This is a genomic window from Cellulomonas humilata (genome assembly GCF_013359775.1).
GTDB lineage: Bacteria > Actinomycetota > Actinomycetes > Actinomycetales > Cellulomonadaceae > Cellulomonas > Cellulomonas humilata.
Window position 1 is genome coordinate 45,765 of sequence record NZ_JABMCI010000052.1, and the last position, 14,453, is coordinate 60,217.

The 14,453-nt window shown below is 72.7% G+C and carries 10 protein-coding genes and 1 tRNA gene; 2 read left to right on the plus strand and 9 right to left on the minus strand.

Annotation, left to right across the window (positions count from 1 at the left end; all coding sequences use genetic code 11):
- Nucleotides 1–42 precede the first annotated feature (42 nt).
- The 7 genes from rho to HP550_RS04600 all read right to left on the minus strand — a co-directional run bounded on the left by rho (nucleotide 43) and on the right by HP550_RS04600 (nucleotide 10,116).
- Nucleotides 43–2,049 (minus strand): transcription termination factor Rho, encoded by a 2,007-nt coding sequence (gene rho, locus HP550_RS04570; RefSeq protein WP_175346405.1) that lies wholly within the window; start codon nucleotides 2,047–2,049, stop codon nucleotides 43–45.
- A gap of 277 nt (nucleotides 2,050–2,326) precedes the next feature.
- Nucleotides 2,327–3,277, minus strand: a complete 951-nt coding sequence (gene thrB, locus HP550_RS04575; protein ID WP_175346406.1) for a homoserine kinase — start codon at nucleotides 3,275–3,277, stop codon at nucleotides 2,327–2,329.
- A gap of 9 nt (nucleotides 3,278–3,286) precedes the next feature.
- Nucleotides 3,287–4,378, minus strand: a complete 1,092-nt coding sequence (gene thrC / locus HP550_RS04580; protein ID WP_175346407.1) for a threonine synthase — start codon at nucleotides 4,376–4,378, stop codon at nucleotides 3,287–3,289.
- A complete protein-coding gene (locus HP550_RS04585) occupies nucleotides 4,378–5,700 on the minus strand; it encodes a homoserine dehydrogenase (protein ID WP_343047981.1) in 1,323 nt (440 codons plus the stop codon). The genes thrC and HP550_RS04585 overlap by 1 nt, the downstream gene beginning before the upstream one ends.
- Before the next feature lie 91 nt (nucleotides 5,701–5,791).
- On the minus strand, nucleotides 5,792–7,153 hold the full coding sequence (lysA, locus tag HP550_RS04590) for a diaminopimelate decarboxylase (protein WP_175346408.1): 1,362 nt from the start codon (nucleotides 7,151–7,153) through the stop codon (nucleotides 5,792–5,794).
- Entirely contained in the window at nucleotides 7,150–8,829 is a 1,680-nt protein-coding gene (gene argS / locus HP550_RS04595) for an arginine--tRNA ligase (RefSeq protein WP_175346409.1), read from the minus strand. Before argS ends, lysA begins: the two co-directional genes overlap by 4 nt.
- A gap of 30 nt (nucleotides 8,830–8,859) precedes the next feature.
- Nucleotides 8,860–10,116 (minus strand): MFS transporter, encoded by a 1,257-nt coding sequence (locus tag HP550_RS04600; protein ID WP_175346410.1) that lies wholly within the window; start codon nucleotides 10,114–10,116, stop codon nucleotides 8,860–8,862.
- A gap of 114 nt (nucleotides 10,117–10,230) precedes the next feature.
- Between HP550_RS04600 and HP550_RS04605 the strand changes: the two genes are divergently transcribed.
- Nucleotides 10,231–10,881, plus strand: a complete 651-nt coding sequence (locus HP550_RS04605; RefSeq protein ID WP_175346411.1) for a FadR/GntR family transcriptional regulator — start codon at nucleotides 10,231–10,233, stop codon at nucleotides 10,879–10,881.
- A 51-nt stretch (nucleotides 10,882–10,932) separates the two neighbouring features.
- Nucleotides 10,933–11,005 (plus strand) — tRNA-Arg (locus HP550_RS04610).
- A gap of 73 nt (nucleotides 11,006–11,078) precedes the next feature.
- On the opposite strand, the gene HP550_RS04615 is transcribed toward HP550_RS04610, so the two are convergent.
- Nucleotides 11,079–11,339: an excisionase family DNA-binding protein gene (locus HP550_RS04615; protein WP_343047985.1), complete on the minus strand. Its 261-nt coding sequence runs from the start codon at nucleotides 11,337–11,339 to the stop codon at nucleotides 11,079–11,081.
- Nucleotides 11,340–11,347: 8 nt separating this feature from the next.
- On the minus strand, nucleotides 11,348–14,230 hold the full coding sequence (gene mobF, locus HP550_RS04620; RefSeq protein ID WP_175346476.1) for a MobF family relaxase: 2,883 nt from the start codon (nucleotides 14,228–14,230) through the stop codon (nucleotides 11,348–11,350).
- Between the last annotated feature and the right edge of the window lie 223 nt (nucleotides 14,231–14,453).

Consider the following 14,453-nt stretch of genomic DNA (forward strand, 5'->3'; position numbering starts at 1 on the left):
TCCGCGTGCCGGGCCGTTTCTCGACCGGCCCGGCCGCGGCCTTCAGTCGTCGCGGTGGCCACCGGACGTGGGCGTCGTCTTCTGCACCTGGAGCAGGAACTCGACGTTCGACTTGGTCTCCTTGAGCTTGCCGATGAGCAGCTCGATGGCCTGAGTCTGGTCGAGCGCACCCATCACGCGGCGGAGCTTGTAGATGATCTTCAGCTCGTCGTGCGGCATGAGGATCTCCTCGCGGCGGGTGCCGGACGCGTTGACGTCGACCGCCGGGAAGATGCGCTTGTCCGCCAGGCCTCGGGAGAGCCGGAGCTCCATGTTCCCGGTGCCCTTGAACTCCTCGAAGATGACCTCGTCCATCTTGGAGCCGGTCTCCACCAGCGCCGAGGCGAGGATGGTCAGCGAGCCGCCGTGCTCGATGTTGCGGGCCGCGCCGAAGAACCGCTTGGGCGGGTACAGCGCGGAGGCGTCGACACCACCCGAGAGGATGCGCCCGGACGCCGGGGCGGCCAGGTTGTACGCGCGCGACAGACGCGTGAGCGAGTCGAGCAGCACGACGACGTCCTGGCCCAGCTCGACCAGCCGCTTGGCGCGCTCGATGGCGAGCTCGGCGACGATCGTGTGGTCGGAGGCGGGGCGGTCGAAGGTCGAGGCGATGACCTCACCCTTGACCGTCCGCTCCATGTCCGTGACCTCTTCGGGGCGCTCGTCGACGAGCACGACCATGAGGTGGACCTCGGGGTTGTTGGTCGTGATGGCGTTGGCGATCTGCTGCATGATGATCGTCTTGCCCGCCTTCGGGGGCGCGACGATGAGGCCGCGCTGGCCCTTGCCGATGGGCGCGACGATGTCGATCACCCGCGGCGACAGCTTGTTCTGGTCGCTCTCCAGGCGCAGGCGCTCCTGCGGGTAGAGCGGGGTCAGCTTGTTGAACTCGGGACGCACGCGGGCGCCGTCGGGCTCCAGGCCGTTGACCGAGTCGAGGCGGACCAGCGCGTTGAACTTGCTGGGCCGGTTGCCCTGCGCCTGCGGCTGCTCGCCCTCGCGCGGCTGGCGCACGGCACCCGTGACCGCGTCACCGCGGCGCAGGCCGTAGCGCTTGACCTGGTTGAGGGAGACGTACACGTCGTTGGCGCTGGGCAGGTAGCCGGTGGTGCGCACGAACGCGTAGCTGTCCATCAGGTCGAGGATGCCCGCGACGGGGAGCAGGACGTCGTCGTCGTTGACCTCGATGTCGTCGAGGCCGGCGAGCTCGCCCGGACCCGGACGCGTACGGGTGCCGCGGCCCTTGCGGTCTCGGTCGCGGTCCCGGTAGCGGTCGCGGGAGCGCCGACGGCGTCCGCCGCGCTCGTCCAGGCCGTCGTCGTCCTGCTGGCGCGGCTGGGTGCCCTGCTGCGGGTTGCCGCCCTGCTGACGGGGCTCCTGCTGACGCGGCTCCTGCTGGCGGGGCTCGCGCTGCTGACCGGCCTGCTGGCGGTCGCTCTGCGGCCGCTCACCCTGCTGCTGGCGGTCCTGCTGACCGTTGCTCGGCGCGTGGTCGACGTCGTCGCCCTGCGGCGCACCCGCGCCGCGGCCGGCCCGGCGCGAGCGCCGCTCACCAGTCACGACGCCGACGGCGTCGGCCGCACGGGCAGCGCGGTCGTCCCGCGCCTCGACGGGCGCGAGCTTGGCGTCCAGCGCGGCCTCGAGGCCGGCGAGCGCGTCCCCGCGCGGGGCCCTGCTCTCGCGGTCCTGCTGCGCCGGGGCGGAGTCGCCACCGAGGTCGAGCTGCGGCGCCTCCGCGCGGGGTGCACGTGCGCTGCGCGCCGGCGCCTCGGTCACGGCCGTGCTCTGCTCACGGCTGAGGTCACGACGCGGCTCGAGCGCCTGAGGGCGCGAGCCGCCACGAGCCTCCGAGATGGCCTGGACGAGGTCGCCCTTGCGCATCTTGGAGGTGCCCTTGACGCCCAGCTGGGACGCCATGGCCTGCAGCTCGGGCAGGCGGAGCGCCGAGATGCCGGCGCTGCGGGCGGACCCGCCGGAGCTGCTCACGGCGGGCTCGATGATGTCTGTCACGAAGGACCCTTCCCCTCGTCGGTGGCCGGGACCCGATGGTTCGGGGATCGGCCGACGTCCGGTCGAGGTGACCGAGACGGTGCTGGAGCCACACGCGCTGCGTACGACGACGTCTGCGCACGGTGGGCTGGATCGTTCCCGGGTCGTCTACTCATTCTGCGGCGGCCGGTCACGTGCGACGCGGGAAACCAGAGGGCGAGGTCCGGGGAACGCCTTGATGCTATCACTGTCGAACCCGCCGCCAGACCGGGTGAACCACCGGCGTGTACTTCACCCGTCAGGTCACCCGGTGGACGGTCGCGCCGGTGCGGTCCACCGGGAGCGGCAGGACCTGCCAGCCCCCCATGGCGCCGCCGAACGCGGCACGCACGGCATCGTCCGCGTCGGTCCCCACCACGCCGTCGGCGTCCGGCGCGCTCCCCGTGCGACGTGCGAGCACCAGCACGGTCGGACCTGCGCCGGAGACGACCGCGGCGACACCCCTGGCCCGCAGCACGTCGACGAGGGCCAGCGAGCCGGGCATGACGGCACGTCGGTACTCCTGGTGGAGCCGGTCCTGCGTCGCGGTGAGCAGGAGCTCCGGGCGCCGGGCGAGCGCCTCGACCAGCAGCGCCGCGCGACCGGCCTGGAACGCGGCGTCACCGTGCGGCACGGTCGCGGGCAGGACACCCCGGGCGGCCTTGGTGGACAGGTGGGTGGGCGGCACGATCGCGAGCACGGCGAGGTCGTCGTGCACCGCGAGGTCGATCGCGCGGAACCGGTCGTCGCGCCACGCGAGGGTCGCGCCGCCGAGCACCGCGGGAGCCGCGTTGTCGGGATGCCCCTCGATCTGGGCGGCGAGGTCGATCACCACGTCGTCGGAGAGCGCCTCCGGCTCGGCGATGAGCCCGCGGGCGGCGACGATCCCCGCGACGACGGCACCGGCCGACGAGCCGAGCCCGCGGCCGTGCGGGATGCGGTTGTGGCACACGAGGTCCAGCCCCGTCTGCGACGCCCCGACCAGGTCGAGCGCGGCGCGCAGCGAGCTGACGACCAGGTGCTGCTCGTCGTCGGGCACCTGCCCGGCGCCCTCCCCCGTGACCTGGACCTTGACGCCCGGCGAGCCGAGCGCACGCACCTCGAGCTCGTCGTACAGCCCGAGCGCGATGCCGAACGCGTCGAAGCCGGGGCCGAGGTTGGCGCTGGTGGCGGGGACGCGGACGCGGACGTGGTCCGCACCCAGGCGCATCCGGGGGCCTCAGTCCAGGCCGAGGGCGGTGGCGATGGACACCACGTCGGACGAGATGCGTACGGGGACGACGTCGCTGCCGTCCGGCGTGCGCAACGCCCACTGCGGGTCCTTGAGGCCGTGGCCGGTGACGGTGATGACGATGCGGGCGCCGGCGGGCACGCGCCCCTGGTCACTGAGCATCAGCAGACCCGCCACCCCGGACGCGGAGGCGGGCTCGACGAAGATCCCGACCTCCGCGGAGAGCACGCGGTGCGCGGCGAGGATCTGCTCGTCGGTGACGGCCTCGATGAGCCCGCCGGACACGTCCCGCGCCTCCTCGGCCTGGAGCCAGGACGCGGGATTGCCGATGCGGATGGCCGTGGCGATGGTCTCGGGGTGGTCGATCGGGTGGCCCTTGACGAGGGGCGCCGCACCGGCGGCCTGGAAGCCCCACATGACCGGGGTGTGCGTGGCGACCGCGGGGTGCGCGGCGCCGGCGTCGAGCCCCGCGTACTCGCGGTAGCCCTTCCAGTACGCGGTGATGTTGCCGGCGTTGCCGACGGGCAGCACGTGGATGTCGGGGGCGTCGCCGAGCGCGTCGACGATCTCGAACGCCCCCGTCTTCTGCCCCTCGATGCGGTCGGGGTTGACCGAGTTCACCAGCTCGACGGGGTACGCCTCGGCGAGCTTGCGGGCGGCGATCAGGCAGTCGTCGAAGTTGCCGTCGACCTGCAGCAGCGTGGCGCCGTGGGCGATCGCCTGGCTGAGCTTGCCCATCGCGATCTTGCCGTCCGGTACCAGCACCGCGCAGACCATGCCCGCGCGGGTGGCGTAGGCCGCCGCCGACGCCGACGTGTTGCCGGTCGACGCGCACACCACGGCCTTGGCCCCGCGGCCGGCGGCGGCGGACATCGCGGTCGTCATGCCGCGGTCCTTGAACGACCCGGTCGGGTTCATGCCCTCGACCTTGATGAACACCTCGGCACCCGTGCGCTGCGAGAGCGTCGGCGACGGGACGAGCGGCGTGCCGCCCTCCCCCAGCGTGATGATGCGCTCCTGGACGTGCGCGGGCAGACGGTCGGCGTACTCGGCGATCACGCCACGCCACTGGTGGGCCATCAGGCTCCCTCGACTCGCAGGACGGACACGACACGACGCACGACGTCGAGGCCGGCGATGGCGTCGACCGTGCTGCGCAGCGCGTGCTCGGGGGCCGCGTGCGTGGTGATCACCAGGCGCGCGAAGTCGGCGTCGGGCGTCTCCGAGACCGGCGACTGCCGGACGGCCTCGATCGACACGTCGTGCGACGCCAGGACGGTGGCCACCTGCGCCAGCACGCCCGGGCGGTCGGCCACCTCGAGGCGCACCTGGAAGCGGGTGCGGGCGGCGGTGGCGGGCAGCACGGGCAGCTCGGCGTAGCGGGACTCGATCGGCCCCTTGCCGCCGAGCACCCGGTGCCGGGCGACCGAGACCACGTCCCCGAGCACCGCCGACGCGGTGGGCTCGCCACCCGCGCCGCGGCCGTAGAACATCAGCTCGCCGGCGGCCTCCGCCTCGACGAACACCGCGTTGTACGCGCCGCGCACGCCGGCCAGCGGATGGCTGACGGGCACCAGCGCGGGATGCACCCGCACCTGCACTCCCTCGACACCGTCGGCGGTGCCGCGCTCGGCGATCGCCAGGAGCTTGAGCACGTAGCCCGTGCGCTCGGCCCACAGGACGTCGTCGGCGGTCAGGGACGTGATGCCCTCGCGGGACACGTCGTCGATCGAGACACGGGTGTGGAACGCGAGCGAGGCCAGGATGGCGGCCTTCGCGGCGGCGTCATAGCCCTCCACGTCGGCAGTCGGGTCGGCCTCCGCGTAGCCGAGCGCCTGGGCCTGCTTGACGGCCTGGTCCAGGTCGAGGCCCTCCGAGGCCATCTTGTCGAGCACGTAGTTGGTGGTGCCGTTGACGATGCCGAGCACGCGCGTCACGCGGTCCCCCGCGAGCGACTCGCGCACCGGGCGGACGATCGGGATGGCACCGGCGACGGCGGCCTCGTAGTACAGGTCCACGCCGGCCTCGTCGGCCGCTCCGTAGAGCGTGGGGCCATCCTGCGCCAGCAGGGCCTTGTTGGCGGTGACGACGGACGCGCCGCCGGCGATGGCCCGCAGCAGCAGGCTCCGGGCCGGCTCGATGCCGCCCATCACCTCGACCACCACGTCGGCGCGCTCGACCAGGGACTCCGCGTCGGCGGTCAGCAGGGCGCGGTCGACCACCGCGTCGCGCTCGGCGTCGACGTCGCGCACCGCGATCCCGACCAGCTCGAGGGGCGCGCCCGCGCGGGACGCCAGGTCCGACGCCTGCGTCGTGAGCAGCCGCACCACCTCCGTGCCGACGACACCGCACCCGAGGACGGCGACGCGCAGGGGCGGATGGGCGGGCACGGGCGAGGGCACGGGACGGCCTCCAGTGGGACGGGGCGAGAGCGCCCCCAGGATAGGGGTGCGTCCCGACGGGCAGGACGCGCGGTCCGAGCGGTGGTCGCGCTCAGCCGAGGTCGAGCGCCAGCAGGTCGTCCTCGGTCTCCCGGCGCACCAGCACACGGCTGGTCCCCTTCGCGACGCCGACCACCGGCGGGCGCGGGACGTGGTTGTAGTTGGACGCCATCGAGCGGCCGTACGCACCGGTCGCCGCGACGGCGAGCAGGTCGCCCGCGCGGATGTCGGCGGGCAGCTGCACCTCGTGCACGACGATGTCGCCGCTCTCGCAGTGCTTGCCGACCACCCGCGCCAGCACGGTCTGCATGCTCGCGCGCCGACCGACGACCTCCGCGTGGTACCGGGCGCCGTACAGGGCCGGCCGGAGGTTGTCGCTCATCCCGCCGTCGACGGAGACGTAGGTGCGGGTGCGCCCGTCGTCGAGCCGGACCGGCTTGACCGTGCCGACCGTGTACAGGGTGAGTCCCGCGGGGCCGACGATCGCGCGACCGGGCTCGATCGAGAACCGCGGCAGCGCGGTGCCCAGCTCGGCGTTGGACGCCTCCACCGAGCCCGCGATGTCCTTGGCGATCCGGTCCGGGTCGAGGGCGACCTCCCCGGGCAGGTACGCGATGCCGTAGCCGCCGCCGAGGTCGACCTCCTCGACCTGGACCCCGGTGCGCTCGGCCAGGCGGGCCCGCAGGGTGAGAACGGCACGCGCCGCCACCTCGAACCCCGACGGGTCCAGGATCTGCGAGCCGATGTGCGAGTGGATGCCGAGCAGACGCAGCTCCGGGCGCGCCAGGACCTTCAGGAGCCCCTGCATCGCCGGGCTGTCGCCGTCGGGCGACGCGATCGAGAGGCCGAACTTCTGGTCCTCGTGCGCGGTCGAGATGTACTCGTGGCCGCCGGCGTGCACCCCGGTGGTCACCCGCACCATCACGGGCGCCGGTGCTCCGCCGCGGGCCGCGACCGCGTCGGCCACCCGGTCGACCTCCACGAGCGAGTCGACGATGATCCGGCCGACGCCCGCGTCCAGCGCCCGAGCGATCTCCGCGTCCGACTTGTTGTTCCCGTGCAGCCCGAGGTGCGCGCCGGGGATCCCCGCACGCAGCGCGACGGCCAGCTCCCCGCCGGTCGCCGTGTCGACGCGCAGTCCCTCCTCGTGCACCCAGCGCGCGACCGCCACGGACAGGAACGCCTTGCCCGCGTAGTACACGTCGATCCCCGCGCCGATCTCCGCGAAGGCCGTCTCGAACGCGCGCCGGTAGCCGCGGGCACGGGCGCGCAGGTCGGCCTCGTCGAGCACGTAGGCCGGGGTGCCGTGCTGCGATGCGAGCGTGCGCACCCCGACCCCGCCGACCGTCACCGAGCCGTCGGCCGCCCGCGCGACCCCGGTGGACCAGGGCTCGCCGGGGATGAAGGTGGTCACATCCGCTCCGGGGCGGTGACCCCGAGCAGACCCAGCCCGTTGGCGAGCACCTGGCGGGTGGCGTCGTTGAGCCACAGGCGGGTGCGGTGCACGTCACCGACGACCTCGTCACCGAACGGGGCCACGCGGCGCTGGTCGTACCACTTGTGGTAGCTGCCCGCGAGCTCCTCGAGGTAGCGCGCGACGCGGTGCGGCTCGCGCAGCTCGGCGGCCTGGGCGACCACGCGGGGGAACTCGGCGATGCTGCCCAGCAGCACCGACTCGCTCTCGTGGTCGAGCAGCGCGGCGTCGAACCCGTCCTCCCGGCGTACCCCGGCCTCGGCGGCGTTGCGGCCGACGTTGACCGTGCGGGCGTGCGCGTACTGGACGTAGAACACGGGGTTCTCGTTGGTAGCCCGGGTCAGCAGGTCGAGGTCCAGGTCGATCATCGAGTCCGCCGACGAGCGCGCCAGCGCGTACCGGGCCGCATCCACGCCGACGGCGTCGACCAGGTCGTCGATGGTGACCACGGTGCCAGCGCGCTTGCTCATCCGCACGGGGGCGCCGTTCTGGACCAGGTTGACCAGCTGTCCGATGAGGATCTCCAGGTTGACGCCCGGGGTGTCCCCGAACGCCGCGCAGATCGCCATCATGCGGCCGATGTACCCGTGGTGGTCGGCGCCGAGCATGATGACGACCCGGTCGAAGCCGCGCTCCCGCTTGTCCAGGTAGTAGGCGATGTCTCCGGCGATGTACGCGGCCTCGCCGTTGGACCGGATGATCACGCGGTCGCGGTCGTCGCCGAACGTGGTGGTGCGCAGCCAGGTCGCGCCGTCGGCCTCGAACACGTGGCCCAGCTCGCGCAGGCGGGCGATCGCGTGGTCGACCGCGCCCGACTCGTGCAGCGAGTCCTCGTGGAAGTAGACGTCGAACTCGACTCCGAAGTCCTCGAGGGACTTGCGGATCTCGGCGAACATCAGCTCGACCCCGCGCGCCCGGAAGGCCTCATTGGCGTCGTCGAACGGCAGCGTCCGCGGGTCCGGCTCGCCGGCGGCGAGGGCGTCGGCCACCACCTGCTCGGCGATCTCCGTGATGTAGTCGCCGCCGTAGCCGTCCTCGGGCGCGTCCTGGCCGAGCGCTCGCGCCAGCAGCGAGCGGGAGAAGCGGTCGATCTGCGCGCCGTGGTCGTTGAAGTAGTACTCGCGCGTCACCACGGCGCCGGACGCCTGGAGCACCCTCGCCAGGCTGTCGCCGACGGCCGCCCAGCGCACGCCACCGATGTGCAGTGGGCCCGTGGGGTTGGCGGAGACGAACTCCAGGTTGAGCGCGACGCCCGCGAGCGCCTCGTTCTGCCCGTACTCGGCTCCCTGCTCGACCACGGAGTGCGCCAGCTCTCCGGCGGCGGCCGCGTCGAGCCGGATGTTGAGGAAGCCGGGGCCGGCCACCTCGACGGCAGAGACTCCCTCGGTGTCGGCGAGCCGGCGGGCCAGCTCCTCGGCGAACGCGCGCGGGTTGGTGCCGGCCTTCTTGGCCAGCTGCATCGCCACGTTGGTGGCCCAGTCGCCGTGCTCGCGCTGCCGCGGTCGCTCGAGGTGCACCGTCGCGGGGATCGCGGCGGGGTCGAGGGCGAACGTGCCGTCGTCGACGGCGTGCACGAGGGCGGCCCGGAGGGCCTCGGAGAGCTGGGCGGGAGTCACCGGAGAAGGGTACCGAGCCGGACCGAGCCCTTATGCAGCGGGCTCGGCGCCGAGCATCGTCGGCCGGCAGGCGAACCAGCCGGCGACCAGCAGCAGCCCGACCAGGCCGAGCAGGACGACGAACGCCTGGTCCCACGAGCCCGTGGCGTCGTGCAGGACCCCGATGCCCACGGGGCCGACGACCGCGAGCCCGTACCCGAGGCCCTGCACCATCCCGGACAGCGCGGTGGCGATCGCGGGGGTGCGGGAGCGCAGCCCGATGAGCGCGAGCATGATCGGGAACGCCCCCGGCCCGATGCCGAGCAGCACCATCCACAGCGCGGTCCCCTGCGCGGGCGCGAGCATCAGCCCCAGGAGCCCGACCACCCAGCACGCGACGAACCCGACGACCAGCGGGTAGGGGTTGCGCATCCGGGCGGTCAGGACGGGCGTGACGATCGACGCCGGCAGGCCGAGGATCGCGAACACGGCGAGCCAGCGGCCCCCGACGTCGTCGCCCAGGCCGGCGTCGGCCAGGATCTCCGGCAGCCACGCGAACAGCACGTAGGTGCAGGTGGTGTTGGCGAAGAACGTGAGCACCAGCGCCCAGGCCAGCCGCGAGCGCCACACGATCCGGCTCTCCTGCGCTCCGGCCCGGACCAGAGCCGCGGGTCGCTCGTGCCGGGGAGCCCGGCGCAGCAGGCCACGCAGGTGCGCGCGGGCCGACACCGACTGCGCGATCACCACCACCCACGGCACGACGGCCGCGAGCCCGAGCACCGCCCACATTCCGACCGACCAGCGCCAGCCCACGGCCTGGGCCACGGGCAGCGCGACCAGCGGGGGCACCGCCGCGCTCAGCGACATCGCCACCGAGTACGCCGCGGTCACCGCCCCGATCCGGTCGGGGAAGTACCGCTTGATCAGCGGCGGCAGGAGCACGTTGCCCATCCCCAGGCCACCGAGCGCGAGCACCGACCACACCAGGAACTCCGGCGCGCTCCCCGCGAGCGCGCGCGCCACCTCCCCACCGACGGAGAGCAGGAGCGCCAGGATCATCGTCGGCTCGAGCCCGAGCCGACGCGCCACCGGCGTGGCCAGCGAGCCGAACACCGCGAACGACGCGACCGGGATGGTGCCGAGCAGCCCGACCTGCGTAGCACTCAGAGCGAAGTCCTGGCGGACCACGTCGACGATCGGCGACACGGCCGCCACGGCGATGCGCAGGTTCAGCCCGACCAGGACGATGCCCGCCAGGACGACGAACCGACCGCGCCAGGGCGCGGGCGAGGGCGTCGACGGGTGCACGGGGAACTCTCCGGTAGGCGGAGGCGCGATCCGCAGATCATCCGCTGGAGGTATGGCGCCGGCCGAGCCCCCGGTGTTGACTGCACCGCATGCCTGGGAACGGAGCCTAACCGGATGGTGCGACGGACCGGACTCATCGACACCGCGGTGGACGAGCTCCGCGGACGGATCGAGTCGGAGCAGTGGCCGGTCGGGGCACGCATCCCGCCCGAGCCCGCCCTGGTGGACCTCCTCGGCGTCGGCCGCAACACCGTGCGCGAGGCGGTGCAGTCCCTGGTGCACGCCGGGCTCCTCGAGCGGCGCCAGGGCTCCGGCACCTTCGTCGTCTCCCGGTACGAGCTCGCGGCCAGCATGGGCCGGCAGATCGGCGACGCCCGGCAGCGCGACGTCGTCGAGGTCCGACGAGCCCTCGAGGTCGAGGCCGCCCGCCTCGCCGCCCGGCGGCGGACCCCCGCGGACGCTGACGGTTTGCGCCTGCGTCGCGACGAACGCGCGGCGGCCTACCACGCGGGCGATCTCGAGGCGATGGTCGCCACCGACCTCGACCTGCACCGCGCGATCGTGCGCGCCGCCGCCAACCCCGTGCTGGTGACCCTGTACGAGAACCTGCTGGACGCCATCGGCGAGAACATCCGGTTCAACTTCGTCACCGACACCCACGGGCACGACGCCCACGACGCCCTGGTCGAGGCCGTCGTGGCGGGCGACGACGGCAGGGCCGCCGACGAGACCACCCGGTACCTGTCCGCACTGCTGGGCGAGTGAGCCGCGGCTGGTAGTGTCGTGCTCCGCATGGACCCCCGGGTCCGGTGCCCGGCCCGCGTAGCTCAGTGGATAGAGCGTCTGCCTCCGGAGCAGAAGGTCGAAGGTTCGAGTCCTTTCGCGGGCACACATCAGTGCAGGTCAGAGCGTTAGACCCGGCCTCGTGCCAGATACGTGCCAGAAGAACTGGCACACAGGGGCTACCGAGTACGCGCCCGTGGGCCAGCAACGGGCCGCAGGATCGCCTCGAGGTCTCCGCGACGAACCCTCACGAGCCGGCGGCCAACCCGTACGGCCTGCAGCTCGCCGTCAGCGATGAGCTTGCGCACGAATCGGTCGGTGACCTGCAGTTCTGCCGCGATCTCGGCGACGGAGACGAACTCCGGTCGCTGATCTCCTCTTGTTGGTGCGGACATGGTTCCTCCTCCGTCGAGCGCCGGTCGGCGCGGTCGGTCAGGCATCTCGAGCGTCACCACCGGTCCAGCACCGGCCCTTGTGTGGTCGGGCTGGGCGGGGGCATCGAGGGACGCGGCGCCATCTGTGGGCGCAGCGCCGGGATGGCGGGTTGTCGGCTACTCGCAGGGACCGGCGGCTGCGGCGCCTCGGGGTGGTGTGTCGCCCAGGTCTCGGTGGCCGAGGTCTCGGCGTGGGTGGTGGCCAGGATCCGGTCGAGGACTTCGCGGGCGGTTGCGGTGTCGCCCGAGGGCAGGCAGTCGGCGTCGGGGCGGTCGGTGGCGACGTAGAGCCGGTTGAGGTGGCGGCCGCGGCTGAGGGCGACGTAGAGGTCTTCGCGGCCCATGCCGGCGGTGATGACCGTGTGGGTCTCGTCGACGGTCATCCCCTGGCTACGGGCCGTCGTGGTGGCGTACCCGAGCTCGACCGCCTCGGCCACGTACGTCGCCGGGAGCCGCACAGTCGCGCCAGCCGGCTCGTTGATGGGCTGGACGCGCAGGCCACCGTCCGGCAGAACTGCTGTGATCTGCCAGAGGTCGCCGTTGCGGACGAACCCGTCGCTGGTGCGTAGTCGCCGGTTGTTGCGGCGGGTGACGATTCGATCCCCGATGCCGCCGGTCAACCCGTCGCTCAGCGTGATGCCAGTGGTGCGGACCGTGCCGACGCGGATGCGTTCGGCGCGAGTGCGGGCGTTGAGCTCGCTGACCGTGCGCCGATCCGCAGCCGCCAGAAGAACGGTCCGCCCCAACGCCTCAGATTCGGCGGCTGCGGCCAGGGCGTCGTCGAGCATGTCGTCGTGCGCGCCGTCGCTGACTCGCTCGTGCTGGACGTAGGCGTCCAGCGCGGCGGTGTCACCGTGACGGAGGTCGAGAGTGGCGCGGGCCTCCCACGGGTGGCTGAACCGCCACAGGGTGCGCAGTTCGGCGGTGGGACCCCGGCGGGCGAGCATCCCGAAAGCCCCGCCGGCGTCGACCGCGCCGCGTTGCAGGTGGTCGCCGACCAGCAGCACCTTCGCGTCGACCGCGGCCGCCTGCTCGACGAGAGCGGCCAGGGTGCGGGTGTCGGCCATGGAAGCTTCGTCGACGATGACGAGAGCACCGCGACGGAATCGCCACTGGTCCTGGGTTGCTACGAGAGCGTTGCGCCGCTGGTTCGCGTCACTGTGGTCCCAGTAGGTCGCTTCGGTGTCGGTGAGGGCGACCATCGCCCGCTGGTAGGCGACGGCCCGTCGCGCGGCGCCGTCGCCGACGGACTCGTAGATCCACTTGGCGGCGGTCTCGCATCGCGCACCCAGCGCCTCGGACAGCGTCGCAGCCGCACTGGCGGATGGTGCCAGTCCGACGACGTCGCCGCGGATCTGCCGCCAGGCGTCGGCCAGCGCCGCCAGTGTTGTGGTCTTCCCCGAGCCGGCCGGCCCGACGAGCACGTCCAGGGATCGCGTCGACAGTAGCGCGGCTTTGGCAGCGTCGCGCTGGTCGTCGCTCAGCTCGGCGAGTTGTCGGTCCGCGATGCGCTCGGCGAGTGGGTGGATGCCGATCGGGATGTCGGTCTCGGCCGCGTCCAAGAGGGTGCGCTCGGCCTGGAGGAGCTCAAGCGAGGTGAACGACTCCTCCCCGACGCGGTGACGTGCCGACTCAGGGTCGTCGATGCGTAAGCACGCGGTTCCGGCCAGGGTCACGAGCTCGTTCGTCAATGCAAGCCGGTCCTCCGGAGACGCCAATCGCAACGTCATGGAGGAGCGCAACGCGGCGGCGCCGAGATTCCACGTCGACCACACCGAGCGGCGGGTGGAGACATCGTCGATGACCTGGGCGACGATGACCGCGCGAACCTCGGGTCCGACATCGGCAGCTCGCAACGGGCGGCCGTAGGTCCCGGTCAAGGCACGAGCCGCCAGGTCGACCGGCTCGACACCGGTGAGCGTGCGGGCACGGTTCGCCCAGTCCGCCAACAGCTCCCGCAGCGCCCGGACGAGCTTGGGCGGCCGGGTCTCGCGGGTCAGATGCTGCCGCGCCCGGGTCGTCTCGACACGCGACGGTGCGCGACCGCGCCGCTCGGCGAACTGCTGAACCCATCGGTGCTCCGCGCAGTCGATCTGCTCCGAGCGGGTCGAGAACTCCGTCAGCAGATCCTCACCGACACCGTCGAGCTCGTACGCCGGGTTGCGCCGCTCCCCCCGGTCCCGCGACGACCAGGTCGCACCCATCCGGCGGGCGACCTCGTCGGCGAGGAGGGCGTCGTACAACTGCGAGACGGTCACTGTGGCGGCATGCATCGTCCGACCATCCACGGACCGCCACGCGCCGTCGGGGCCCTGGACCTTGTTGGCGATGACGACGTGCGTGTGGAGATTCGGGTCGCCAGCGCGCGAGTCCCAGTGGTCGAACGCGGCCGCGATCATGCCGCGCGTTCGAACCTGCCGGCAGCCGGCCGCGCCAACCCGGGTCCGAATCACGGAGTGCTCCACGAAGCGCATCGCCGACGACAGCGCCGCCCGGTGCGCGTCGTAGAGCTTCCCCCGCGTCGACTCGTCCGCCAGACCCCACACGACTGACACCGACTTGGGCGCGGTGAAGGTCAGGTCGTAGCCCGCCACCGCGTGCCGACCGTCTCCAGGTCTGATCTGCCGATAGGGCTTGCCGAGGGGCGTGCGCCCGATCGGGTCGCAGCCATCACGAAACACGTGCGCCATGGCCGTCTCGGTCACGACGCTTCCGACCGGCAGGCCACTGGCACCCAGGGCGTCGAGGCCACGTCCCAGCCAGCGGCCAGCAGGGTTGCCGGTCTGCTCGTAGTACGCGGTGAGCGAGTCGGTGCCCGACAGGCCCGCGTCGCCGGCTGCAACGTTCCTGGTCAGGTACGTGTAGCCGTCGCCCACCGTCAACTTGTGCATCGACATCACCGCGCCACCACCCCCACCGGAGCGACTCGAGCGGCGAGTGCTCCTGCAAGCAGGTGCGCCAGAAGATGCGCAACACGCGTCCTTGCCGCTCGATGACTTCTGAACGGCCTGGGAATATGGCTGTTCACGCAGGCTCGACGTCATGCCGCCAGTGCTCACGCAACGCAGGCGTGAGCCCATGCCGTCAGGACTCGACCGCGACCGGCACGCCTCACGTTGG